25 protein-coding genes are annotated in these 23,257 nt (G+C 34.1%); 17 read left to right on the top strand and 8 right to left on the bottom strand.

Going from position 1 to position 23,257, the window contains the following annotated elements; translation table 11 throughout:
• Positions 1-101: 101 nt before the first annotated feature.
• From hemA to hemF, 7 genes are all read left to right on the top strand, one after another.
• Positions 102-1,406: a glutamyl-tRNA reductase gene (hemA, locus tag DMB68_RS13105; protein ID WP_110347132.1), complete on the top strand. Its 1,305-nt coding sequence runs from the start codon at positions 102-104 to the stop codon at positions 1,404-1,406.
• A gap of 42 nt (positions 1,407-1,448) precedes the next feature.
• The gene (gene hemC / locus DMB68_RS13100) at positions 1,449-2,372 is read left to right on the top strand and encodes a hydroxymethylbilane synthase (protein WP_110347131.1); all 924 of its coding nucleotides are present in this window, start codon (positions 1,449-1,451) and stop codon (positions 2,370-2,372) included.
• Complete coding sequence (locus tag DMB68_RS13095; protein ID WP_110347130.1) at positions 2,372-3,037, top strand: uroporphyrinogen-III synthase; 666 nt, start codon at positions 2,372-2,374, stop codon at positions 3,035-3,037. Before hemC ends, DMB68_RS13095 begins: the two co-directional genes overlap by 1 nt.
• Positions 3,038-3,086: 49 nt before the next feature.
• The gene (gene hemE / locus DMB68_RS13090) at positions 3,087-4,112 is read left to right on the top strand and encodes a uroporphyrinogen decarboxylase (protein ID WP_110347129.1); all 1,026 of its coding nucleotides are present in this window, start codon (positions 3,087-3,089) and stop codon (positions 4,110-4,112) included.
• Positions 4,113-4,217: 105 nt separating this feature from the next.
• The gene (locus tag DMB68_RS13085; RefSeq protein WP_110347128.1) at positions 4,218-4,769 is read left to right on the top strand and encodes a transposase; all 552 of its coding nucleotides are present in this window, start codon (positions 4,218-4,220) and stop codon (positions 4,767-4,769) included.
• Positions 4,770-4,860: 91 nt separating this feature from the next.
• The gene (locus tag DMB68_RS13080; RefSeq protein WP_231131655.1) at positions 4,861-5,265 is read left to right on the top strand and encodes a hypothetical protein; all 405 of its coding nucleotides are present in this window, start codon (positions 4,861-4,863) and stop codon (positions 5,263-5,265) included.
• 5 nt (positions 5,266-5,270) lie between these two features.
• Positions 5,271-6,173 carry an oxygen-dependent coproporphyrinogen oxidase gene (gene hemF, locus DMB68_RS13075; protein ID WP_110347580.1) on the top strand — a complete coding sequence of 301 codons (903 nt, stop codon included), beginning with the start codon at positions 5,271-5,273 and terminating at the stop codon, positions 6,171-6,173.
• A 61-nt stretch (positions 6,174-6,234) separates the two neighbouring features.
• On the opposite strand, the gene DMB68_RS13070 is transcribed toward hemF, so the two are convergent.
• Together DMB68_RS13070 and DMB68_RS13065 are read right to left on the bottom strand one after the other, a co-directional pair.
• Positions 6,235-8,004, bottom strand: a complete 1,770-nt coding sequence (locus tag DMB68_RS13070) for a hypothetical protein (protein ID WP_110347126.1) — start codon at positions 8,002-8,004, stop codon at positions 6,235-6,237.
• A gap of 18 nt (positions 8,005-8,022) precedes the next feature.
• Positions 8,023-8,652 carry a hypothetical protein gene (locus DMB68_RS13065; RefSeq protein ID WP_110347125.1) on the bottom strand — a complete coding sequence of 210 codons (630 nt, stop codon included), beginning with the start codon at positions 8,650-8,652 and terminating at the stop codon, positions 8,023-8,025.
• Positions 8,653-8,878: 226 nt separating this feature from the next.
• Here DMB68_RS13065 and hemB point away from each other — a divergent pair, with 226 nt between their 5' ends.
• The 6 genes from hemB (at position 8,879) to DMB68_RS13035 (ending at position 13,548) form a co-directional block, all read left to right on the top strand.
• The gene (hemB, locus tag DMB68_RS13060; protein ID WP_110347124.1) at positions 8,879-9,871 is read left to right on the top strand and encodes a porphobilinogen synthase; all 993 of its coding nucleotides are present in this window, start codon (positions 8,879-8,881) and stop codon (positions 9,869-9,871) included.
• A gap of 2 nt (positions 9,872-9,873) precedes the next feature.
• Entirely contained in the window at positions 9,874-10,302 is a 429-nt protein-coding gene (locus tag DMB68_RS13055; RefSeq protein ID WP_110347123.1) for a c-type cytochrome, read from the top strand.
• Positions 10,303-10,312: 10 nt separating this feature from the next.
• Complete coding sequence (locus tag DMB68_RS13050) at positions 10,313-10,978, top strand: SCO family protein (RefSeq protein ID WP_110347122.1); 666 nt, start codon at positions 10,313-10,315, stop codon at positions 10,976-10,978.
• A gap of 102 nt (positions 10,979-11,080) precedes the next feature.
• Entirely contained in the window at positions 11,081-11,320 is a 240-nt protein-coding gene (locus DMB68_RS13045) for a FeoA family protein (protein WP_110347121.1), read from the top strand.
• Positions 11,320-13,419 (top strand): ferrous iron transport protein B, encoded by a 2,100-nt coding sequence (feoB, locus tag DMB68_RS13040; RefSeq protein WP_110347120.1) that lies wholly within the window; start codon positions 11,320-11,322, stop codon positions 13,417-13,419. Before DMB68_RS13045 ends, feoB begins: the two co-directional genes overlap by 1 nt.
• Before the next feature lie 6 nt (positions 13,420-13,425).
• Positions 13,426-13,548: a FeoB-associated Cys-rich membrane protein gene (locus DMB68_RS13035; protein ID WP_110347119.1), complete on the top strand. Its 123-nt coding sequence runs from the start codon at positions 13,426-13,428 to the stop codon at positions 13,546-13,548.
• A gap of 100 nt (positions 13,549-13,648) precedes the next feature.
• On the opposite strand, the gene DMB68_RS13030 is transcribed toward DMB68_RS13035, so the two are convergent.
• The 3 genes from DMB68_RS13030 to DMB68_RS13020 all read right to left on the bottom strand — a co-directional run bounded on the left by DMB68_RS13030 (position 13,649) and on the right by DMB68_RS13020 (position 16,327).
• On the bottom strand, positions 13,649-14,302 hold the full coding sequence (locus DMB68_RS13030) for an HD domain-containing protein (RefSeq protein ID WP_110347118.1): 654 nt from the start codon (positions 14,300-14,302) through the stop codon (positions 13,649-13,651).
• Between the two features lie 238 nt (positions 14,303-14,540).
• A complete protein-coding gene (locus tag DMB68_RS13025) occupies positions 14,541-15,533 on the bottom strand; it encodes an acyl-ACP desaturase (protein ID WP_110347117.1) in 993 nt (330 codons plus the stop codon).
• A gap of 53 nt (positions 15,534-15,586) precedes the next feature.
• The gene (locus tag DMB68_RS13020) at positions 15,587-16,327 is read right to left on the bottom strand and encodes a lysophospholipid acyltransferase family protein (protein ID WP_110347116.1); all 741 of its coding nucleotides are present in this window, start codon (positions 16,325-16,327) and stop codon (positions 15,587-15,589) included.
• Between the two features lie 126 nt (positions 16,328-16,453).
• Between DMB68_RS13020 and rnpA the strand changes: the two genes are divergently transcribed.
• The 4 genes from rnpA (at position 16,454) to DMB68_RS13000 (ending at position 20,219) form a co-directional block, all read left to right on the top strand.
• Complete coding sequence (gene rnpA / locus DMB68_RS13015; protein WP_110347115.1) at positions 16,454-16,858, top strand: ribonuclease P protein component; 405 nt, start codon at positions 16,454-16,456, stop codon at positions 16,856-16,858.
• Between the two features lie 80 nt (positions 16,859-16,938).
• Entirely contained in the window at positions 16,939-17,769 is an 831-nt protein-coding gene (locus DMB68_RS13010; protein ID WP_110347114.1) for a DUF4349 domain-containing protein, read from the top strand.
• 3 nt (positions 17,770-17,772) lie between these two features.
• Complete coding sequence (locus tag DMB68_RS13005) at positions 17,773-19,410, top strand: S41 family peptidase (protein WP_110347113.1); 1,638 nt, start codon at positions 17,773-17,775, stop codon at positions 19,408-19,410.
• A 5-nt stretch (positions 19,411-19,415) separates the two neighbouring features.
• The gene (locus DMB68_RS13000) at positions 19,416-20,219 is read left to right on the top strand and encodes an OmpA family protein (RefSeq protein ID WP_110347112.1); all 804 of its coding nucleotides are present in this window, start codon (positions 19,416-19,418) and stop codon (positions 20,217-20,219) included.
• Here DMB68_RS13000 and DMB68_RS12995 read toward each other — a convergent pair.
• The 3 genes from DMB68_RS12995 to DMB68_RS12985 form a co-directional block, all read right to left on the bottom strand.
• On the bottom strand, positions 20,209-21,870 hold the full coding sequence (locus DMB68_RS12995) for a S41 family peptidase (protein ID WP_110347111.1): 1,662 nt from the start codon (positions 21,868-21,870) through the stop codon (positions 20,209-20,211). The genes DMB68_RS13000 and DMB68_RS12995 overlap by 11 nt on opposite strands.
• Positions 21,871-22,017: 147 nt before the next feature.
• A complete protein-coding gene (locus DMB68_RS12990) occupies positions 22,018-22,464 on the bottom strand; it encodes a GNAT family N-acetyltransferase (protein ID WP_110347110.1) in 447 nt (148 codons plus the stop codon).
• A gap of 148 nt (positions 22,465-22,612) precedes the next feature.
• Complete coding sequence (locus tag DMB68_RS12985; protein WP_110347109.1) at positions 22,613-23,254, bottom strand: DUF1579 domain-containing protein; 642 nt, start codon at positions 23,252-23,254, stop codon at positions 22,613-22,615.
• Positions 23,255-23,257 lie beyond the last annotated feature (3 nt).

Genomic DNA, 23,257 nt, shown 5'->3' with positions numbered 1-23,257 from the left:
TTTAATCAATTTATCCAATAGCGACATAAAAAGTACCTCTAGCGTTGTTTTTATAAATTAGTTAGTAATAATTTTGTTGAACTTTTTAAGGAAAGTATAATATGGAAAAATTTAACATGTCCAAAACTACCACTTTTTACGCTTTAGGTCTAAGTTATAAAAAAGCAGATGCCACAATTAGAGGAAAATTTAGTTTAGATGCTACTGCACAATCTAATTTGTTGGTTCAGGCCAAAGCCGAAGGAATAGAATCATTAATTGTAACTTCTACTTGTAATAGAACTGAAATATATGGTTTTGCCAATCACCCATATGAACTAATCAAATTACTTTGCGAAAACAGCAATGGTTCCGTAGAAGAATTTCGTGAAGTTGCCTATATTTATAAAAATCAAGAGGCTATTAACCATATGTTTCGTGTAGGAACAGGTTTAGACAGCCAGATTCTTGGTGATTTTGAAATCATCAGTCAAATTAAAATTGCTTTCAATCATAGTAAATTAGAGGGTTTAGTGAATACCTTCATGGATCGTTTAGTAAACTCAGTTATCCAGGCGAGCAAAAAAATCAAAACAGATACTGAAATTTCTTCTGGTGCTACATCCGTTTCGTTTGCATCGGTTCAATATATTATCCGAAATGTAGAAGACATTGGAAACAAAAACATTCTATTATTCGGAACAGGAAAAATAGGCAGAAACACCTGTGAAAATTTAGTAAAACATACTAAAAATGGACACATTACGCTTATAAACAGAACAAAAAACAAGGCTGAAAAATTAGCCGGAAAATTAAATGTTATTGTAAAAGATTACGCCAATTTACAAGAAGAAATACAACAGGCAGACATTTTGGTCGTAGCGACCGGAGCACAAAATCCAACTATTGACAAAACATTACTTAATTTAAAGAGACCTTTATTGATTCTGGATTTATCCATTCCAAGAAATGTAAATCCGGATGTTGAACAAATACCTGGTGTTAAATTAATACACCTGGATTACCTGTCTCAAATAACAGATGACACCCTCGAAAGAAGAAAACAACATATTCCGGCTGCAGAAGCTATTATTGAGGATATGAAATTAGAATTAAATACTTGGGTAAATGGTCGAAAATATGCTCCAACTATTCATGCCTTAAAAGCTAAGCTAAATGATATTGCGGCCAGCGAATTGGCTTTTCAAAAAAAGAAAACAATTAATTTTGATGAAGTACAAGCTGATTTAATTACCTCCAGAATTATTCAAAAAATAACAAATCATTTTGCAAGTCATCTAAAAGATGAAAATACTACCTTAGATGAAAGTATTGAATTTATCGAAAAAGTTTTTCAAATTGGACAGCTTGCACCAAAAAAAGCTACTTCACCAGTCGAAGAAAAATACAAAATCAATCTTTCATAAAGTCTAAACAATGTTCCTTGATTTCCAGGATTCAAAAAAAATATGGTTCAAAAAGTTATTAGAATAGGAACTCGCGACAGCGAGCTGGCACTTTGGCAAGCTCATACTGTCGAAAAAAAACTAAACGATTTAGGTTATAAAACCGAGATTATTGCTATTAAATCTCAAGGTGATATTATTCTTGACAAACCTCTTTACGAACTCGGGATTACCGGAATTTTTACCAAAACGCTGGATATCGCCATGATTAACGGTGATTGTGATATCGCAGTTCACTCGATGAAAGATGTTCCGACGGCCTTACCAAAAGGTATTGTGCAGGCTGCTGTTTTAGAGAGAGCTAATGTTCTGGACATTTTAGTTCACAAAGGAAATCCTGATTTTGCTAATCCAAGCACGATTGCAACAGGAAGTCTGCGTCGTCAGGCGCAATGGTTTAATAGATATCCAAATCATACTGTAGTTGATTTACGTGGAAACGTGAACACACGTATGCAGAAATTGCAGAACAACAATTGGGACGGAGCTGTTTTTGCTGCTGCAGGTTTGGAGCGGATTAACTTAAAACCCGAAAATGTTATTAATCTGGATTGGATGATTCCGGCACCGGCACAAGGAGCAATGCTGGTAGTGGGAATGGAAAATGACAATTATACTTTGGATGCCCTCTCTCAATTAAATCATATTGAAACTGAGATCTGCACATACATTGAACGCCAGTTTTTAAGAACACTTGAAGGAGGATGTACAGCACCAATTGGAGCTTTGGTAAATTATAACGAAGATGAAGACACACTTGATTTTCAAGGTGTTTTGCTTTCCGTTGACGGGAAACAGAAACTGGAAATCAACAAAACGGTTGATATTTCAGAATGGAAGAAATTAGGTTTCAACTCAGCTCAGGAGATTTTGAATAATGGAGGAACTGAATTGATGCAGAAAATCAAAGAATCCCTGAAAAAATAATGGCAAACCAAGTTCAAATACTATCTACTAAAATATTATCGCCTCTTCATAAGCAGGAATTGATGAAATATGGTATTGAAGTAATCGAAGCCGATTTCATCAAAACCGAAAACAAACCTTTCGAATTAAAAGACCTCAACGAAAGTCTTATTTTTACAAGTCAGAATGCCGTTCACAGCGTTTTATCTCACCCAAAATCAGAAGAACTGAAAAAGAAAAACGTGTATTGCGTTGGACTTAAAACTAAAACCTTATTAACAGATAACGGATTCAACGTTATTGCCTATACAGGTTACGCTTCAGATTTAGCCGAAATTATCACTTTGATATACAGAAATGAGAGTTATACTTTTTTCAGCGGCAATCTTCGAAGAGATACTTTGCCGGAAGCTTTAAAAGAAAACGGAATTAAATTCAATGAAATTCAGGTTTACGACACAACATTGCATCCCCAGAAAATAAAAGGAAATCATGAAGCAGTATTGTTTTTCAGTCCTTCAGGCGTTAAGAGTTATCTGAAAGACAATTCCATAAATAAACAAATCTGTTTCTGCATTGGCGATACCACCGCAGACGCTTTATCAAAAATCACCAAAAACATCATCGTCGCAGATCAGCCTACAATTGAAGATGTAATTGAAGATGTAATCCAGGAATATAAATAAAACCCTTTGCAATCTGCCACTTTGCAGCTTTGCACCTAAAATAAAAAACATGTTAAAAAACGACCTATTTTTAAAAGCATTAAAAGGAGAAACAGTTCAGCGTCCGCCGGTATGGATGATGCGTCAGGCAGGAAGATATTTGCCTGAATTCCGAGCATTACGTGATAAATACGATTTCTTTACCCGTTGCGAAACTCCTGAATTAGCTGCAGAAATTACGGTTCAGCCTATTCGCAGAATTGCTCCGGATGCTGCTATTTTGTTTTCGGATATTTTAGTAGTACCACGTGCTATGGGAATTCACGTAGAATTGAAAGACAATTTAGGTCCGATTATTCCAGATCCGATTCGCACTATGGAGCAGGTAAATCAGGTTTTTGTTCCGGATGTCAACGAAACTTTAGGGTATGTTTTTGACGCCATAAAATTAACTAAAGAAATGCTGAACGATGAGGTTCCGCTTATTGGTTTCGCAGGTTCTCCCTGGACCATCTTCTGTTATGCGGTTGAAGGAAAAGGTTCTAAAAGTTTTGATACTGCAAAAGGATTCTGTTTTTCAAACCCTGTTGCAGCACACACTTTATTACAAAAAATTACGGATACCACTATTTTATATTTAAAAGAAAAAGTAAAATCGGGTGTAAATGCTGTTCAGATTTTTGATTCGTGGGGAGGAATGCTTTCTCCGGTTGATTATCAGGAATTCTCATGGAAATACATCAATCAGATTGTTGACGCTCTGGCTGAGGTTACTCCGGTAATTGTTTTCGGAAAAGGATGCTGGTTTGCTTTGGGCGAAATGGGTAAAAGTAAAGCTTCTGCCTTAGGAGTTGACTGGACTTGTTCTGCCAGAAATGCACGTTACTTATCTGGAGGAAATGTTACTTTACAAGGAAATTTTGATCCGTCAAGATTGCTTTCTCCAATTCCGACTATCAAAAAAATGGTTCACGAAATGATTGATGAATTCGGAAAAGATAAATATATTGTGAATTTAGGTCATGGAATTTTACCAAACATCCCTGTAGACCACGCAAAAGCGTTTATTGATGCGGTGAAAGAGTACGGGCAGTAAATAAGTTGAAAGTATTCCGTGTGCATTCCTGCAAGGTTTCCAAAACCTTGTAGGTATAAACTAAATTATCTATATTGAAAACGTCGCAGGATAAGCAATATCAATATGAAATTAGAAGTTTTAGAAAAAGATTGTTATTATCATATATATAACAGAGGAATAAACGGAACAACCATTTTTGAAAATGACACTAACAAGCTTTATTTCTTAAAACAGTTAGCTAAATATTCCAAAGATAAAATTTCAATTTTTGCGTATTGTTTAATGAATAATCATTTTCATTTAGTTATTCGACTTAATTCAGAAGAAAAAGAGGTTACTCAGGCATTTTCAAACTTGTTTAATTCATATGCAAAAGCTTTCAATAAGCAAGTTAACAGAACTGGAAGTTTATTTGAAAAACATTTCAAAAGAATAAAATTAAAAGACGAAAATTATCTGAAACAATTGATTGTTTATGCTCATTTGAATCCGAAACATCATTTTGATTTAGATTTCAAAAGTTTCCAATTTTCATCATATCAGACCTATTTATCTGACAAAGAGACAAAAATAGAAAGGAATGAGATTATAAATTTATTTGGAGATTTGGAGAACTTCATTTTTTATCACAATCAAAAGAATGATTTTTTAAACGAAACTTATACTTTTGAATAATAGGTTTCATCTTTCAAACTTTATAAAACCTTAAAGTCTAATAAAATTCTATAAATAGTAATCAATTGATACCTACAAGGTTTTGAAAACCTTGCAGGAGAACGAACAGAAAATCATGCTCAACAAAGGCTTAAGAGACGAAGAAAAAATTAGAATTGACAATGTGCTCAAAACATTGCGGACTCTTGTTTTTATACCTCAGCCTTTGGACCATTTGCAAATAGCAGAAATTGAAAATCAACTAAAAGAATTCGCATTAAACATTGAAACTTTAGTTGATTATTCGAATGAAGATTTAATCACTTTATTGATGCGTCTTCATTTTGACTGGGAGCAATTAGAACAGTTTGCAGATTTTTTAATGGATTTTTCAAAAGTCGAAAACTACAATTTTGAAGATAAAGCTTTGGCTGTTTATCAATATATCCAATCAGAAAGCAAAGTCTTTTCTTTTGGGGTAAATTCGAAAATTGCTTCGGCGAAAGCCAAAAAATAATGACAATGAAAGACAAATTTTACGCGTACATACAAAACCTGCAAGACCAAATTGTAGCAGGACTAGAAGCTGTTGACGGAACCACAAAATTCCGTGAGGATTTATGGAAACGTTCAGAAGGCGGTGGCGGAAGAACACGTGTTATTGAAAACGGAGCTGTTTTTGAAAAAGGCGGTGTCAACATTTCAGCCGTTCACGGAAAACTTCCGGAAACCATGCAAAAGATGTTTGGCGTTGGCGAAGCTGATTTCTTTGCCTGCGGATTAAGTTTGGTTCTTCATCCAAAAAATCCAATGGCGCCAACGGTTCATGCCAACTGGCGCTATTTTGAAATGTACGATGAGGCTGGAAATATTATTCAGCAATGGTTTGGCGGCGGACAGGATTTAACGCCTTATTATTTGTTTGAAGAAGATGCGAAACACTTTCACCAAACGTGCAAAACTGCCTGCGATAAACACAATCCGGAGTTTTATCCGAAATATAAAAAACAATGTGATTCATATTTTTGGAATGCGCATAGAAACGAAGCCCGTGGTCTTGGTGGTTTATTCTTTGATTATTGTAAAGCAAATGAAACGATTTCAATGGAAAACTGGTATGATTTTGTAACCGAGGTTGGAAATAGTTTTCTTGAAGCGTATGTACCAATTGTAGAAAGAAGAAAAAACCTTCCATATACACCAGAAAACAGAAACTGGCAGGAAATTCGTCGCGGCCGTTACGTTGAGTTCAATTTAGTTCATGATAAAGGAACTTTATTCGGTTTAAAAACCAACGGTAGAATCGAAAGTATTCTGATGAGTCTTCCTCCGCATGTGCAGTGGGTTTACGATCATCATGCAGAAGCAGGAAGTGAAGAAGAAAAATTAATAAAAGTACTGGAGAATCCTGTAGACTGGATTTAATCGCTTCAACCAAACATAAAAAAGCCCTAAAATTGATGTTTTAGGGCTTTCTCATTCTAAATTATTTAGTACTTAATTCTTCAATCATATCCAAGGTCTGTAAAATGATATTTTTGTCTCCCTTGGATGAGTTTAGCTTTAGCTCGAATTTCAGTTTGTTATCTACCAGTTTTTTACCGGAATACAAGGTGACATCTGTAAACTGCTGCGCCAGTCGATTCAGGCTTTTTATATCAGATGGTTTTGCTTCTCCGGAATTAGAATAGGCTGTTACTAACTTATCCATGCTCACTTTGGCCGAAATATAATTCTGTTTCAGCTCTTTTTTAACTTCTTTTGAAAAGGAATTCTCTTTCGGAAATATATGATCAATGCTGTTTCCAATAATCACAACATCTTTATCTTTAAAAATAAACAAATTACCATATTCCTGAGTTCCTTTTATTTCGTAATAATTGCCTTTTTGAACTAATCCGTTTTTACGCACGCCTAATTGTATCAGTTTATCACCAAAAGTAGGATGTGTCGACGTGAAAATTACTGAAAACAATGGTATGGATTTCTTTTTCGTTTTCATTACCTCTTTATACTCATAATTCTCATCGTATTCAAAGGTTTTTGTTGTTACTTCTTTTTCTGTAACATCATAAAGAAACACACTTAAATCTCCGTCAAAAAGAGTCGCCGTGGCATCTTCATCAATAAGGGTCGAAATAAGGTCCGTTGCGACACCAATGTCTTCTTTTAAAATATAGGGATTGCTAAAAATCTCGGCACTCAGAGTCGGAAAACTATTAAGTATTTCCTTTGTATTAAAGTGATACGTTAAATAACCGAGTGGTTTTTGAGCAGGAAAATAATTAAAAATGTTTTTGTTGACTTTTCTGTTGCTAATTTTGCCCACTAAATCTGCAATTGGTTTTGAGTATTCAACGATTTCTTCTACACGCGCATTATCATTATCAAAATAAAAATCGACGTTGATCCCTTTTACAAAATTTCCCCAATTTTTCTGGTTCGGGAAAAATTTATTATACGTTGTAAATTGTGCCAAAGCCATATAAGCCGAATTGAAACCATTCAATGCTGCTGCATAATCAACCCAACACGAAATATCGGCGTTTTCATGAACTTTATCTGAAGTTGGTACTGTAAAACCATTTTCAAAAAGCAATTTTAAGAATCTGTTTTGACTGATTGCCTGAATACTGTCAAAAGCGGTTTGTTCTTTTTGATACTTAGCATAATAATTATCCGAATAATCCGCATAAGCTGTATCTACGGCTGGCTCATAAGGGGCTTCTACGACAACTGCTGTAGAATCTAAAGCAACAGCAACACTATCAACCGCAGTTGTTACAGCATAATCATTGTAAGAGTATCTTTTAGTTAATCCAAAAATTACCAGATGACTGTCATTCCACGCCATAGTCGTTTTTTTATCACCGGAATTATATACAGAATACTGACCAAAATCTTCAATAAGAGGTTTTGCAATGGAGTCGCTTTCTTTATCCTTCTGAGCTAAAAAATTTTTAATATCCTTTCTGCTTTTTATCGGAATTGTAACCTGATAATACGGTATACTGTCCGAATAATTTCCGTGGACCGTTATTTTCTGGTCCAGTTTAATGAGATCTGCATATTGATTTACATTCAGTTTCATCTTGCCATTTTTCAATAAAGAATGATTTAAAACCTCAGCAACACTTACTTTTTTTGAAAGCTGACTTCCGTTAAACTGAACAAAATAATCCTGTTTTTTAGAAAGTGTCTGGCTGTAAGAGAAACCAAAAGTGAATAAAATGAATAATGTAAAAAACTGTTTCATGAGTAAGTATAATGATTATTAATTTAATTTAATAGTATTGTTCATCAGTGATGATTTTTTAAGAACGCTGTACATGCTTTGTTTTAAAAAAACCGTCTTTTTGTTTTTAGAAATTTTGCTGTTTGCATTAGATGTTGCTGAAATATCACGGTCAAAAGTATAAATAGATACAATGCTGGCTTTTTCCAGATCTTCTTTTTTCTTTTCATCCTTCACTAATTTTTCGGGAATCGGATAGGATGCGATTCTTTCAAAACTCTTAGAATCTCCCGTAAAATGAATCTGATTTTTTTGCTTGTTCAAAGTGTTTACGACTTCATTTAATGCTTTCAGCGTTTTATAATCTAATTTGATGATAAAAACATACCGGTCAAAATCGGTTTTCGTCGTGATATTTGAAATTCCTTCTATTTTTGAAACCTTAGATTTAAATTCATCCAGCTTTTGTGTAATTTCCTGTTCGTTCGGAATCTTAACACCATCTACTTCTTCCAGCCAGATGGCCGATTTGGTTTTTAACCACGATTGCGAAAAGTCAACCATCAGCGTATACTCGCCGCTTTGGTCATCATGGTGTTTGATTCTTTCTGTTATTTCGAAACAACTTGTTAGGAGCAAACAGCAGCAAAAAGCAAATATTTTCTTCATTTGGGAAATTTAAATTTTGAAAAAACATTCCATAAGAAGATTCTTAATAGAAATTTAAAAAAGCGATACGAATTTAGATAATATTAACGAATTCTAACTCATTAGAGGCTCTTTATTTAGTCCTTTTTTCTGTAACTTTGCACCACTTATTTTAATTTCAGTTTTAGAAAGAATATAAAGCTCTTTTGCAAAAGAATGTTCCTTATAGAATTTATAAAAAACCCCTATGTTCCCACTACAAAGAAACCGCCGTTTAAGAACTAATGAGTCGATTCGTTCTTTAGTTCGTGAAACTACTTTAAGTCCAAATGATTTTATGCTTCCGATGTTTGTTGCCGAAGGAAAAGATGTAAAAGTCGCCATTCCGTCAATGCCCGGAATTTATCGTCATTCATTGGATAATACCATCAAAGAAGTAAAAGAAGCCTGGGATTTAGGAATTAAGGCGGTAAACATTTATGTCAAAGTAAGTGATCATCTTAAAGACAACAAAGGTGTAGAAGCCTGGAACAAAGATGGCTTGATGCAGCAAACCATTCGTGCTATTAAAGATGCTGTTCCTGAAATGATTGTGATGCCCGATGTAGCTTTAGACCCATATTCTATTTATGGCCATGACGGCATTATTGAAAATGGTCAGTTGATTAACGATGCTACAGTTGATGCTTTAACCCGAATGAGTTTAAGCCATGCAGAAGCCGGTGCCGATTTTGTAGCACCAAGCGACATGATGGATGGTAGAGTTTTAACAATCAGAAAAGCTCTGGAAGAAAATGGTCACCATAACGTGGGGATTATGAGCTACAGCGCTAAATATGCTTCAGCATTTTACGGACCATTCCGTGATGCTTTGGATTCTGCTCCTGTAGATTCTCAAAATATACCTAAAGACAAGAAAACGTATCAGATGGATTATGCCAACCGAATTGAAGGAATTCGTGAAGCATTATTAGATGTTGAAGAAGGCGCTGACATCGTAATGGTGAAACCCGGAATGGCTTATTTAGACATTGTTCGTGAGGTAAAAAATGCTGTTCATGTTCCGGTTGCGGTTTATCAGGTATCTGGTGAGTACGCTATGGTAAAGGCCGCAGCAGAAAAAGGGTGGCTGGATCACGACAAAATTATGATAGAGCAACTTTATTGCATTAAGCGTGCTGGAGCCAATATTATATCAACTTATTTCGCAAAAGAAGCTGCTGTCATTTTAAATAAATAAACATGAAGAAAACTATATTTTTATTAGCTGTTTTAGCTTTTATATCCTGTAAAAAAGAAAATCAACCAATTGATAAAACTACTGAAAGTGCAACAGAAACTTATTCTGAAGGAGAAACTGCACAAACCAAAACACCTGAAGAATTGGGAAAATCTATTTTTGAAGGAAAAGGAAATTGTATTTCTTGCCATCAGGTGGATCAAAAAGTAATTGGTCCAAGCATTCAGGAAATTGCCAAAATCTACAAAGATAAAAATGCAGACATCGTTACTTTTTTAAAAGGAAATGGCGAACCAATTGTAGATCCAAGCCAGTTTGCTGTAATGAAAACCAATTTTCCGGTTACCCAAGCTATGTCTGATGAAGAGTTAAAAGCAATCGAAAGTTACATTTTACAGCCATTTAAAATAAGAGATAGTATAAAACAGTGATAATTATTTTATGAAAAAACTACTATACAAATACCGAAAATTCTTCATTGTTTTAATTGTATTTTCGGCTATCACCATAACACTGTTTTACTTTGCTTTAAAACCACAAAAAATGCTTCCAATTTACAATCCGGCCGATGTAAATCCTGAATTGGTTGACAGCACAGTTCAATACAAAAGTAAATATCATACGATTGCAGATTTTTCATTCGTAAACCAAAATGGTGACACTATCACCCAAAAAAATTACGAAGGAAAAATTTATGTAGCCGATTTTTTCTTCACAACCTGCGGTTCTATCTGTCCGAAAATGTCAACCAATCTTGTAGAGGTTCAAAAAGCGGTTTTAAATAATCCAAAAGTACTGTTACTTTCTCATACCGTTTTCCCTGAGGTTGACAGTGTATCTGTTTTAAAAGCCTATGCTATAAAATATGGTGTTGTTGACAGCAAATGGAATTTGGTTACCGGCGACAAAAAAGAAATTTACGCCATGGCCAGAAAATCGTATCTCGCAGTAAAACTCGGAAGACCAGATCAGCTTTATGATATGGTGCATACAGAAAATTTTGTTTTGGTAGATCAAAAAAGACGTGTTCGCGGATTTTATGACGGAACAGACAAAGAAGACATTAAGCGTCTTTTAGAAGATATAGATTTCCTTTGCAAAGAATAAAACCCTTATTTTTAGAAACATTTAGCATATTCGACTACATTAAATTCTATTAAATAAAGAATTATTGTCTATTTTTGCAATCTAAATTCAATCTAAATAAGCTTGCAAAATACTATCCACACTCTGAAAAAAGGCGACAAAGCCATTATCAAAGATTTTGATATCGATCTTATTCCTCTAAAATTATTAGAAATGGGTTGTTTGCCGGGCAGTATGGTTGAATTACTTCAAATTGCTCCTTTGGGAGATCCTTTATATCTGGACATCAACGGTTCGCATGTTGCGATTCGTGTTGAAACTGCTCGTGAAATTGAAGTTGAACTTATCAAAACCAATTTATAATGAGCGTTCAGAATATCAATGTTGCCCTTATCGGGAATCCAAATACAGGAAAAACATCCGTTTTTAATCAGCTTACCGGTTTGAATCAGCAAGTGGGAAATTATCCCGGAATTACGGTTGAGAAAAAAATGGGTTTCTGCAAACTCCCTCACAACATCAAAGCCAACATTCTCGATTTACCAGGAACCTACAGTCTGAATGCCAGCTCAATGGATGAAAGTGTGGTAATTGAGCTTTTGCTAAACAAAAACGACAAATTATATCCGGATGTCGCGGTAGTAGTAACAGATGTTGAAAACCTGAAACGAAATCTGCTGATCTATACACAAATAAAAGACCTTGAAATTCCGACGATTTTAGTCATCAATATGTCTGATCGTATGGAAAGCAAAGGAATTACGTTGAATATTCCGTATTTAGAAGAAAAACTGAAAACCAAAATTGCTCTGGTAAGTTCCCGTAAAGGTTTAGGAATAGACTCACTAAAGGAACTCATTGTTTCTTATAAAACTATTCCGCATGAACCTTGTTTAAATGCCTCAGTTATTGATGAAGTTTATTTCGAGAAGTTAAAACATGCTTTTCCGAATCAGTTATTGTACAAATTATGGCTGGTTATCACTCAGGATGTGAATTTTTCGAATTTAGACCGAAACGAAATCCGAAGCACTTTTACCAAATCACACTCCGAATTAAAACGTCTTCAGCAAAAAGAAACTATCAAACGTTATCAGTTTATAAATGATGTTCTGAAAGAAGGCTTAAAAGTTGATGCTTCAATGGCAAAGGACATCAGGGCAAAACTGGATCGCGTATTAACCCACAAAATTTGGGGTTATGCTATTTTCTTTGCTATTTTATTTTTGATATTCCAATCGATTTTTAGCTGGTCAACCATTCCGATGGATTTTATTGACAGCACCTTTGCCTCTTTAAGCAGCTGGGTTGCACAAGAACTGCCAAGCGGCATTTTAACCGATTTGCTTTCACAGGGAATAATTCCTGGAATTGGCGGTGTCATTATTTTCATTCCACAAATTGCCTTTTTGTTTCTTTTTATTTCTATTTTGGAAGAAAGCGGATATATGAGTCGTGTGGTTTTCCTGATGGATAAAATCATGCGCAAGTTCGGGCTTTCAGGAAAAAGTGTGGTGCCTTTAATATCAGGAACCGCCTGTGCAATTCCCGCTATTATGGCTACCCGAAATATCGAAAACTGGAAAGAGCGTCTGATTACTATTTTGGTTACTCCATTTACGACCTGCTCTGCCAGGTTACCCGTTTATGCAATCATGATTTCACTGGTAATTCCTAAACAACGTGTCCTGGGAATTCTAAACCTTCAGGGATTAACTTTAATGTTGTTGTATTTACTAGGATTTGTAACTGCAATCTTATCGGCATATATTTTAAATAAGATTTTGAAAATCGAATCAAAAAGCTATTTCGTTGTTGAAATGCCGAGTTATAAATTACCGCTTTTCAAGAACGTTGGAATTAATGTTGTAGAGAAAACCAAAGCTTTCATAGTAGGCGCTGGTAAGATCATCCTGGCAATATCAATTATTTTATGGTTTTTAGCCTCATACGGACCCGGAAAAGATTTTAACGACGCGGAAGCTATTGTAAAAGAAAGATTTGCAAATAGGCCTTTAAACGAAGTGCAATTTGAAAATGAAGTAGCTTCTCAAAAAATCGAAAACTCCTACATCGGAATTATGGGCAAGGCTATCGAACCGGTAATTTCACCTTTAGGTTACGACTGGAAAATCGGAATAGCTATAATCAGCTCGTTTGCAGCACGTGAAGTTTTGGTAGGAACACTGGCTACGATTTATAGCGTTGGAGATAGTGATAACGAATCAACAATTAAAAGCAAAATGCAAAAAGAAGTCAATCCAAAAACAGGAGAAAAAATATTCAATTTTGCCAGCGGAATTTCATTATTACTGTTTTACGCGTTTGCTATGCAATGTGCAAGTACATTGGCAATCACTAAAAAAGAAACCAACTCGTGGAAATGGCCAGCAATGCAGCTTTTCTTCATGACAGGTCTTGCTTATATTACGGCTCTTGTGGCGTATCAATTTTTAAAATAAAGTGATATGATACAAGAAATTATTGCCTTTATCATCTTATTTCTTGCTATTGTTTTTTTGATTAGAAAGTACTTTTGGAAATCTAAAAAGAAAAAAGATTGTGGGGATGGCAATTGTGGGTGCAGTTGATTCCACAGAGATTCACCAAATAAGCACAAAGATTCGCAAAGAGATTTTAAAAAACTTTGCGAATCTTTGTGCTTTTTCTTTGTGTCTCTTTCTGATAAAACTATTTAATCCCCTCCCACTCTGCATAAAACTGAGCTAGAAAAGTCTCCATAAAATTATGTCTTTCAGCAGCAATTTGTTTCCCGGTTTCGGTATTCATTTTATCTTTTAAGAGTAAAAGTTTTTCGTAGAAATGATTTATTGTCGGTGCATTGTTGCTTTTGTATTCTTCCTTGGTCATATTGGTAAGAGGAGCAATCTCAGGATTGTATAATGCACGATTTTTAAAACCTCCATAATTAAACGCTCTGGCCACCCCAATTGCTCCAATTGCATCTAAACGATCCGCATCCTGAACAATGTCAAGTTCTATCGAAGAGAATTTCTTTTCGAAATTTCCTCCTTTGAATGAAATGTTTTCGATGATACTAATAACGTGTTGGATAGTATCTTCTGAAACAGATTCAGATTCCAAAAACAAACGAGCTGTTTTAGGTCCGATCGTTTCATCTCCATTATGAAATTTACTGTCGGCAATATCATGTAGCAAAGCCCCAAGTTGTACCACAACCAAATCACTGTTGGTATCTTTAGCAATTAACAGCGCATTTTTATAAACTCTCTCGATATGAAACCAATCGTGTCCACCTTCGGCATCGTTTAATTTTTCTTTTACAAAAGCTATTGTTTTGTTTATTAAATCAGAATTATTCATATTATTTTATTGCCTATCAGTTTGCTTTACTATTTCAATACTGTTATTTAAATTATCAGATTCACTTTAGAATTTAAAGTATTTTTTCAAAAAAACAGAGACCCAAAATATTAAAAAAATGTTGATTGTCAAAGATTTAAAAACCTCAACAATCAACATCTGTTTAGTCTGTTTTAAAAAATGCAATAAAGTTGCATTTACAAAAATCTACAATCTAAATTCTGAAATCTAAAATTATTTACAATCTCGCTGGCTCAACCCATTTAAAAATATGAGACTCTTTTGGGATCACAATCCTCTCAGAAATTTTAGCCATACGTGCCGGTAATTTCATCAAATAGTCACGGGCTTTTTCAGCTTCATCAGTTAGATTTGTAGCCTTATCAATTTCCCATTTATTAATTAATTTCTGCATAATATCAACATAATCGTTTGCAGTGTAAACTCCGATACGTTGTGCAGAATCAGAAAATTGTTCGAAAGCCGTACTGATCTTTTGACCAGATTCTCTTAAGAAATGAGCCGGCATTACGATTTTTTGTTTCATCATATATTGAAACGCCAACATCATTTCGCTTGGATCAACCTGAAAAATACGTGTTACAAATTCGCTGTATGCATGATGATGACGCATTTCGTCACCTGCAATCATTTTACACATTTTAGACAACTTGTTATCACCAAATTTTTTAGCCATTTGTGCTACTCTATTGTGCGAAACATAAGTTGCTAATTCCTGGAAACTGGTATATACAAAGTTTTTGTATGGATCAGATCCGGTTCCGATATCAAAACCGTCGTTGATTAAATGCTGTGTTGTCATTTCGATTTCACGCATGTTCACACGACCAGACAAATACAAGTATTTATTTAGCAAATCACCGTGGCGGTTTTCTTCACCTGTCCATTGACGGATCCATTTAGACCAACCGTTTCCACCATTTTCAACCTGATTGATTCCTTCAACATCCATTAACCAGGATTCATAAGTTGGCAAAGCTTCTTCAGTGATAGTATCCCCTACTAAAGTTACCCAGAAATCATATGGTAATTCTTTGGCAATTTCACGTAATTCTCTAACCTCCTCAAAGAAATTATCTCCTTGAGAATTAGGCAAAAAATCGGTTGGCTGCCAAATTTTTTCAACTGGAATTAAATACTGTTCAACGAAGCTATCCACGTTTTTTTCCAAAAACTGCATGACTTCTAATCTAATGTTTTTTATAGACATTACTTATTTTAATTTGGGATTTAAGTTTTAGAATTCTCTCTAAAAGCAAAAATCTATTTATACTCGTTTACTCCTTCAACAACTGCCTTTTCTGTCAACTTCATTAACTCGGCAAAATCATAATCCTTCACAGCCATTGCTTTATGCGCGGTAAAGGTAAGATGATTTCCTAAACCAACAGGGAAAAACCCATATTTTACCATTTTCCATGAATTATTTATGCTCACGGGTACTACATACGCTGATGGCGCGTATTTACAAAGGATTTTTAAACCGCTTTGAGCAAATTCTTTAGGTTTTCCTGTTTTACTTCTGGTTCCTTCAGGAAAAATTACAGCAGATCTAGTATTTTTTTCAATATATTCAGACAAGCCTTTGATTACCGGAATAGCTTGTTTAGGATCTTTTCGGTCAATTAGTACGGAGCCTCCGTGACGTAAATTATAAGATACGCTTGGGATTCCGCTGCCTAACTCCTTCTTACTTACAAATTTACAATGAAAACGTCTAAAGTACCAAATCATTGCCACGATATCGTACATACTTTGGTGATTCGACACAAAAATTAACGGAACTCCAACAGGAATTGTCTCTCTATTTTTAATTGTGTAGGTTGTACCTACAAGATTGGTACATCTTAACAGAAAAAAATTCAAATAATCAACGCTAATTTTATGAGCCTGATAACCAAAAACATTTAGGCAAATCCATTGTATCGGATGAAATACAACCAGACACAATCCAAAACATAAATAATAAATTACGGAGATTGGATACGAAATTATCTTTTGCATGCTTGAAAAAATTAATTGCCAAAAGTAATAAATAAATTTTTAGCGGTATAAAAATTGAAAACAATAACCGCTTTTATGGTTTAATTGTACCTTTGTTCTTCAAATTGCAACTTTTTTCTGAAATAAATGAACTTTACCTACCCTAAAAATGAACGCTTAAAGAGCAAAACGACAATTGGATTACTGTTTTCGGAGGGTAAATCGGTTTCTAAATATCCGTTGCGTTTGGTTTATCGTCAGGCGGAAGCTGATTCAGAAGAAAAAATTAAAATTGGGGTTTCGGTTTCTAAGAAATATTTCAAAAAAGCGGTTGATCGCAATTACTTCAAACGTGTACTCAGAGAAACATACAGACTGAACAAACATTTGCTTTTGGATAATGTGCAACAGCCTTATTCCCTGATGTTCTTCTATCAGACCAAAGACAAATTATCTTACGAAGAAATCAATACAAAAACGATTCAGTTGTTTGAGAAATTTCTTCTTCAAATAAATAAAATGACAGATTCAGAAACTAAAACTGAAATCTAAATCTCAAAACCTAACTTTGTATATCAAATTAGACAGAAAATTATAAAAAAATTGTAGTTTTAACTCTAAATTGGAACTTTATGAGATATATTTTCTGCTTTTTCTGTTTTGTTTTAATTCTTTCTGGTTGTAATAAATCTTACGATTCTGAAGAGACGGCTATGGCCATTCAAACGGTAAAAATTCCGCCTAAAAATGAGTCCGCTGCTTACGAAAAAAATCCAGATCCGGCAGCTCCTGCGATCAAAGAAAAAATCGAACAGAAAATCATAAAAGAAGCGACTTTAAGATTTGAAACCGACAATCTTGAAAGTACTTTCAATCAAATTCAAAAAGCAGCAACTACCAATAAAGCAAGAATAATAAATGATTCTGAAGGAAAAGATTTTGCAACTGTTTTTAGAAATCTTACAGTAAAAGTTCCAAGTCAAAATTTTGATCATTTTATAAGCGATATTTCTAAAGGCATTTCTTATTTTGAAGTTAAAAATATATCTGCCGAGGATGTTACGGAACAATTTATTGATCTGACCACTCGATTAAAAAATAAGAGAAAACTCGAAGAACGTTATCTTGAAATCTTAAAAAAGGCAAACAAAGTAAGTGAGATTTTAGAGATTGAAGAACAAATTTCGACTATTCGCGAAGAGATTGAAGCCAAAGAAGGCCAGCTGAAATATTTGGAAAGCCGCGTTTCTGAAAGCACGATTACTATTGAATTTTACAAAACAATTGCCGAAAAAGAAGGCGTTAAAATATCTTATGGCTCAAAACTGTGGACTGCAATTAAATCAGGATTCTTTAGTTTATCTGATTTATTGATTTCATTATTAAGTATTTGGCCGTTTGTTGTATTATTTTTTGTATTAGCCTATTTTATTAGAAGAAGATTAAAAAGAAAAAAAGCATAAATCATGTATCCTTATCTCAAAAAGAAGTTCGTTATACCAGCCGTTGCAGCAGGATTTTTATTTATTGGAACCAGTTTCAAAGAGGACTTTTTTGAAATTGCCAAACAAATAGAAATTTTCACAACTTTGTTCAAAGCCGTTAACACAAACTATGTCGATGAAACCAATCCGGGTGACCTGATGGACAAAGGCATTAAAAGCATGTTGGGGAGCTTAGATCCTTATACAGTATATTTTAATGAGCAGGATGTAGTAAATTTTAAAATCAACAATACCGGAGAATACACCGGAATTGGCGCTATGATTGCCCGTAAAAAAGACCGTTTAATTGTTCGTGAACCTTATAAAAATTATCCTGCAGATAAAGCAGGATTAAAAGCAGGTGACGAAATTATTCAGATTGGAGATGTTTTGATTGCGGATTTTAAGGATGATGCTTCACAATTGCTAAAGGGAACAAAAAACACTAAAATCAAAATAAAATACCTCCGTCAGGGTAAAACCTATACTACAGATTTGGTTTTGGATGAAGTGGATATTAAGTCGGTTCCGTTTTATGGAAAAATTGACGATAAAACCGGATACATCGTATTGGCACATTTTAGCAGAAAGGCAGCCTTTGAGGTAAAAGAAGCTCTTGAAAAACTAAAAACCGAAGGAGCGACACAGATTGTTCTCGATTTAAGAGGAAATCCGGGCGGTTTATTAAATGAAGCTATTGATATTTGCAATCTGTTTGTTCCAAAAAATGAAGTCATTGTAACAACAAAATCCAGAATTGAAAAACACAATAATACATACAAAACCACTAAAGAACCAATAGATACTCAGATTCCACTGGCTATTTTGGTAAATGGAAAAAGTGCATCGGCATCAGAAATTGTTTCGGGAGCTTTGCAGGATTTAGATCGTGCCGTGGTTTTAGGAAGCCGTAGTTTTGGAAAAGGATTAGTACAACGTACAGTCGAATTAACCTATGGAACACAGCTTAAAGTAACTATTTCACGTTACTATACTCCTTCAGGACGCTGTATCCAGGCATTGGATTATGCCCATAAAGACAAAAACGGAGTGGCCCAAAAAACCGATTCTAAAAACTTCAATGCTTTTAAAACCCGAAAAGGCAGAACGGTTTATGATGGTGGTGGTGTTTTGCCGGATATTGAACTGGATGAAACCAAAATGAGTCCGATTACAAATGCGTTATTGAAGAATGACGGGATATTTGATTATGCGACAACTTACTATTATAAAAATCCAAATTTAGGAGATAAGATTCCAACGATTACAGATGCAGATTATGTAGCTTTCAAGCAATATTTAAAAGCCAATAAATTTACATTTGATACAGAAACGGAACTGGCTCTGAAAAATACATTGGCAGCAGCCAAAAATGAAGAAATAGACGAAGCAATTGTTATTGAATACAAACAATTGTTAAATGCTCTTGAAAAAAGTGAAACTACTTTATTAGACAAAAACCAAAAAGAAATTAGAAACCTGATTCTGGAAGAACTGATCAAAAGATACCAATATCAGGAAGGATTATATCAATATTACATCAAAAATAATTCAGAAATTAAAAAAGCGGTAACTCTCTTAAACAATCAAACTGAGTATAAAAGGATATTAAAGATGTAAAGAAAATGAAACTTTGTAGCCCCTTATTTCTGTTATTCATTTACAATTTATCGGCACAGCAAAAACCCATCGAAACCATTTATTTTGATTTTGACAAATATATACTTAGCAGTCAGCAAACCAAAGTCATTACTGATTTTGTAAAAAACATAGACACCACAAAAATAGAATCGGTACAAATTTACGGTTATTGTGATGACCGTGGCACCGATGAATACAATTATCGCTTATCAAGAGACCGTGTTAATACCGTACAGAAAATATTGGTCTCTTCAGGATTTAACAAAAGCAGAATAATCATACTTGAAGGAAAAGGACGAGTTATAATCAGGAGCGATACAGTTGACAACCTATACGAAACGAGATCCAAAAACCGAAGGGTCGATTTGATTGCCGTTAAAAAAAACAGTTTCGGAAAAGGAATTCACAACTCCCTGAAGAATGAATTAAAAGTAGGTGATAAAATTGTACTGGAAAACATATTGTTTGATCTTGGAAGTTCAAAATTAACAACAACTTCTAAAAAAGAATTAGATAAAATTGTCACTATCCTGCAATCCAAAAAAAACATTCAGTTTGAAATCAGAGGTCATGTTTGCTGTACTCCAGAATTGTATACAGACGGAATAGACCGGGAAAATAACGAAAGAAGGCTTTCCTGGAATCGTGCCAAAACGGTATTTTTATATTTGTCATCAAAAAAAATATCTAAAAGCCGTATGACCTATCAGGGCTGTGGAAACAAATATCCACTTAAAAAAGGCGATGATTTAGACCGAAGAGTTGAGTTTAAAATTACTAAGATTTAGTTTTCCAGCAAATATTTTTTGCTGCTTCCATCAATTCATCTTTCCCCTCCTGAATACCCTTTATTGTAGGATAAACCGCAATATCTACTTTTACACCTGTACGTTGTGTTGGTGTTCCGTCCGGATAAAAAACACCAAGTCCACTCATAACGGGTTTATATCCTATAAATTCTGCTTTCGAAACATCACCGTCAGCTCCAGCTGTTTGATTTCCCACAGTTGTAACGTTATCTCCCGATTGTAAAAGCATAGTTCTGAATTCACTCGAACTTTGTGTTTGCTGATTCACTATTAAAACCACTTTACCTGCATAAAACTCATTTTTAATCGGAGTATTTATCAGGGGTTTTTCCCAGATAAATTTTCCCGGATAACTTAAATCTGGTTTTACAATTTTCGCATACTCTTTATCTTTCGTTATTAATCTACTAGCAATTCTAAATGGTGCCAAATTTGGATTTCTAACATCTATCATAATAGCTTTTGCCGAATTTAATTTCTGCATCATTTCATCCTGATCTTTTATTTCTAAAAGAGCCAGATCGATGTATCCAATATTATTTTCGTCTATATAATACTTTTTAGTGTTAACGTTTATTTTTCCAATGAATTTGTTTCCTTCCAGCAGTTTTACCTTTTTATAAAAAACCTGATCATTTCTACTTAATTTAAGATTGACAGAATCTGTACTGCTGCTTAAAACCAAATAATCATAATTCCTTGCTTTTGCATTTTGGTTAGAACCATGAATGTATTTTTTTCTTTCACTGAGAGTTTTCAAAACATTATTATTGTCTATTTCTTCAATAATATCACCTGTCTTAAGTCCATCCCATTCTGTTCCTGCACGATATGGAAATCCTGTAATTGTAATTTGATTTTCTACCAGATTAAAAAATATCGGTAAAGATTTGGTTCCAAAAAAATTTCCAATATGATTCGTGTAAAAATTAGCATGTGTGTCATCTAATTTAATAACTGTTTCTAACATCACTAAATGATACGCAGTTGCACTCTCAGCATTCAAAAACTTAGGAATCATTTCTAATAAAACAGCATTCCAGTTTTGGTCTGTTTGATATTTGTATGGAAAGAAATATTCTACAATATTCCAATAACGGAACAAGCTTAATAAACGAAGATTTCGTTCCGGAAATTCGAAGTCCGTATACTTAGGTTCGTTAGTTATCTGGATATTATCAACTGAAGTCTTTGTAACATAAAAGTTCTTGCCCTGAAACCGGTTTGATTCTATATATCTGAGTTTTTGAGAAAGCTCAGCGGTAAAAGTATTTGCATCATCTATCCATGAAAGATTTAAATTATTGTCAAAATACTTTTCCTTTAAATCAATCTTACATGATTTACATTGTTTTAAATCTCCAAGTCCGGCAATCCATTGAAGATAGATTTTAGATAAAGCTTCCTTACCTTCAGCTTTTTCAATTTGTGGAATTAAATTTAGCAATTGTTCGTCCCAGTTATAATTTCCTTTTGCAACATTTGGGTGATAGTATTTCAAAAATCCCCATACTTTTGACAGACTGGCTAAATTTTCAATTCTTTTATCATTGGTTTGCCCTGGATGAACTTGAGCAAAACTAAATAAATTGAAAATACAAACAATTAAAAAACAATTTATTTTCTTCATTTAATCAATCCTTTTTATGAATTTTAAAGATCGAAAATAGAGAATCGAGTTTTAAATAGTGTTATTATATTCATAAAAGTTGAGCAATAAAACCTACATTTATCCTAATTAAAATGGAGGTTTTTAGTCCCTAATTTAAAGTGTTTTTTATTCCAGTACCATCTCAATATGCGGAATATCATCTTCTAAGTACATTTCGCTGGTTTGTACAAATCCGTGGCTTTCGTAGAATTTCTTCAGGTATAACTGTGCCCCAATTGTAATTTTATCTTTCCCAAAATTGGACTTTATAGCTGCAATGGCTTCTCTCATTAAATCATGACCCCATTTTCTGTCGCGATAATTGGAATCCACAACCACTCTTCCTATTGAAGCATTATCAAAACTAATTCCTGAGTCAAATAAGCGTACATAAGCCACTATTTTATCATCATACTCACCAATTAGGTGCAACGCCTTTTTGTCTTTACCATCAATATCCAAATAAACGCAATTTTGCTCCACTACAAAGATTTCACTTCTTAGTTTCAATAAATCATATAGTTCATGAACAGTTAATGCCTCAAAAGGCTTTATTTTCCATTTTAATTCCATTGCGCATTATTTTTATTATTTATTCTAATTTGAGAGGACAAAATTAATTTAAAAAACTAAAACAGATAAGAATACTCTGTTTCAAAAAAATCCCGATTACATCACGCAATCGGGAAATTATTAGCTTTTAAGTCATTACGAATTAAGACTATTTCTTCTTCATAATGATTTCCATACTTTTATATTCCTTACCACTTTTTGTATCGTACATTTCCATTTTACGGGTAGTTGCGTCCACGATAGTATAGACTTCTCGATATGGTCTTTTTTTTCCGTTTACAGGGTTTACCATTTCGCCCTTAAGTTCCATACTTTTTGTCTTGTCGTCATATTTGCCTGAGGCAATCATCATTCCGGTTCCCATATTATCAATAAAAGTAGTGGTGTATTCTTTACTTGCATTGTTATAGGCTAATGTTGATTTTCCTTCAAATGGCTGTCCCATCATCGTTCCCTGATAATTAGCTTCCTGATAACGGCCTCCAAGAATCATCTTTATTTTTGCGGTTGAACTTGCCTTTTCAGGTTTACCTCCTTCTTCTTCCCAAAAAGTCATATCACAATTCCACGTTCCGGTTTCATCTGCCATCATTTTATGCGGAGAGCCCGGTGTAGCGTAATCCATCCAGGCTTTCATTTGTCCAGCAGAATCTAAAGGTTTTTCAGCAATTGAATCTTCAGTTTTTATACTATCAGCAGGATTAGTGGTTACTATTTCTGTTTTTACTTCTTTTTTGCAGGAATAAAAACAAAAAACTAACATCAATAATGTTACAAATAAATTTTTCATAAT

The organism is Flavobacterium hydrophilum, assembly GCF_003202405.1.
Lineage (GTDB): Bacteria > Bacteroidota > Bacteroidia > Flavobacteriales > Flavobacteriaceae > Flavobacterium > Flavobacterium hydrophilum.
This window is presented reverse-complemented; position numbering and strand designations above follow the sequence as displayed.